At 29.4% G+C, this 2116-nt stretch carries 4 protein-coding genes; all 4 read left to right on the top strand.

The window, feature by feature from the left end; genetic code table 11:
- A partial coding sequence (locus tag AC5XHR_RS13645; RefSeq protein WP_495951332.1) for a hypothetical protein occupies window positions 1-657 on the top strand: 657 nt, incomplete at its 5' end.
- Window positions 658-950: 293 nt separating this feature from the next.
- Window positions 951-1199, top strand: coding sequence for a type II toxin-antitoxin system ParD family antitoxin (locus AC5XHR_RS13650; protein ID WP_495951333.1), 249 nt, complete (start codon window positions 951-953; stop codon window positions 1197-1199).
- Window positions 1199-1498, top strand: a complete 300-nt coding sequence (locus AC5XHR_RS13655) for a type II toxin-antitoxin system RelE/ParE family toxin (RefSeq protein ID WP_495951334.1) — start codon at window positions 1199-1201, stop codon at window positions 1496-1498. Before AC5XHR_RS13650 ends, AC5XHR_RS13655 begins: the two co-directional genes overlap by 1 nt.
- Window positions 1499-1741: 243 nt before the next feature.
- The coding region (locus tag AC5XHR_RS13660; RefSeq protein WP_495951335.1) for a DUF2071 domain-containing protein at window positions 1742-2116 on the top strand (375 nt) is incomplete at its 3' end.

Below are 2116 nucleotides of genomic sequence, written 5' to 3' on the forward strand. Positions count from 1 at the left end.
CCAAAAACCCGTCGTAAAATGAAACTACCAAAGAAAATAGCGTTATATTTTTTTTCAACTTTTATTCTGATGAGTTGTGCAAATACTAAATATAAAATTCCAAAAGATTCTACAGAAAATTATGACGGAAAACTTTATTTTGCAACTTATGATGATACTAAATATCCAAGGGATACAATAAATCATGGCCCAAATGATTCTCTTTCATTATATACAAATAAATGGTATTCAAAACATCTAAACTCGTTGAAAGAACCAATTATATTTGACAAAAAAAATGAAAATTTGGAAATAATAAGATTTACAAATTTAGGAACTTGGGAAAATCCATTTGTTTATCGAATTGAGAAATTAAATGACAAAATAATTTTAACTTATACCAAAACTGATGGTTTAGGAGGTTATCAAACAGGCAAAAGAACTAAATACTACACGAAACAAGTTAGCATATTAAAATGGAATCAAATAATTTCTAAAATGAACGAAATTGACTTTTGGAGTATTCCAACTCAAGACCCGAATATAATTAATGATGGATCAGAATGGATTTTGGAAGTCTTATTAAATGAAAAATATCATTTAGTAACAAGAAATAGTCCTAATCATTATAATGGAAAAAAATATGCTGAATTATGCGAATTATTAACAAAATTATAAATAAAAACTGCGTACAACAGTGTATTGGCAAAATGCGGGGTTAAATATAAAGTAGAAAAAGTAGAAATATTTATCCGCCGCTGCTTTTCATATTGTTTTTTTTCTTAATTTAGACAATCTGAAAAAGCATTGGCTACGCTCGATCTGAATTGAACTTTCAGTTAAATTCAGCCCGCACTTCGCCAATACTTTTTCCGTTAGCTGCAACCAGTTCCGAACAATTCTCACAAAATAAATTTGGTGGAAATACCAAAACTTGGTATATTTGATTTTATAAATTTAATTATAAAGTCATGGCTAAAAATACTTCGATTTTATTGGGCGATTATTTCGACAATTTCATCAATTCACAAATCAAATCTGGAAAATATTCTTCTGCAAGTGAAGTTGTAAGAACAGCTTTACGAATGTTTGAACATGAGGAAACGAAAAAAACAGAATTAATTAAAGAACTTAAAAAAGGAGAAAAATCTGGATTTTCTGCAAGTTTCAATAGAGAATCATTTAAAAAAAATTTACATAAGAAATATTCTGCTGAATAATGAAATATAAAATCAGTAAACAAGCAGAAGTAGATTTAGAAAATATTTGGCTTTATACTTTTGAAGAATGGTCACAAGAGCAAGCTGATTATTATTACGATTTGATAATGGATGAAATCGAATATATTTCAGAAAATCCTAAATCTGGAAAAGATTACAATGAAGTCAGAAAAGGATATTTTCGTTCACGAGTAAAATCACATTTCATATTTTACAAAATTAATTTGAAAGAGGAAAAAATAGAAATTATCAGAATTTTGCATCAACAAATGGATGTAGATTCTCATATCAATGAATAAAAAAAAACTGCGATTCTGGCTGCAGCTAACATTGTATTGGCAAAATGCGGGGTTAAATATAAAGTAGAAAAAGCAGAAATATTTACACGCCGCTGCTTTTCATATAATCTTTTTCTGTAACTTAGCTTATCTGAAAAAGCATCGGCTTCGCTCAGTCTGAATTGAACTTTCAGTTAAATCCAGCCCGCACTTCGCCAATACTTTTTCCGTTAGCTGCAATGGTATCAAAATGCCCGTCACCAAATGAAAATACCAACAATTCATGGAATAATTGAAAGACGAATACTTGTAAATTATACTGCAAGTCCAGAAATTGTTCAAAATATTTTGCCAAAACCTTTTCGTCCGAAACTTTATGAAGGAAAAGCAATTGTTGGAATTTGCTTAATTCGATTAAAAAATATTAAACCGAAAGGTTTTCCAAATTTTGTTGGAGTAAATTCTGAAAACGGAGCTCATCGAATTGCAGTTGAATGGGACGAAAATGGAAAAACCAAAGAAGGAGTTTATATTCCTAGAAGAGACACGAATTTGAAGCTAAATTCTTTAGTTGGTGGAAGAATTTTTCCTGGAAAGCATTATTATGCACATTTTAATGTTCATGAAGAGGAGAATAAT

Source organism: Kaistella sp. CFF1-2 (assembly GCF_059509915.1).

Coding starts and splice junctions, on each gene's coding strand:
- AC5XHR_RS13650 (WP_495951333.1), top strand. CDS start 951: ATGGCTAAAAATACTTCGATTTTATTGGGCGATTATTTCGACAATTTC.
- AC5XHR_RS13655 (WP_495951334.1), top strand. CDS start 1,199: ATGAAATATAAAATCAGTAAACAAGCAGAAGTAGATTTAGAAAATATT.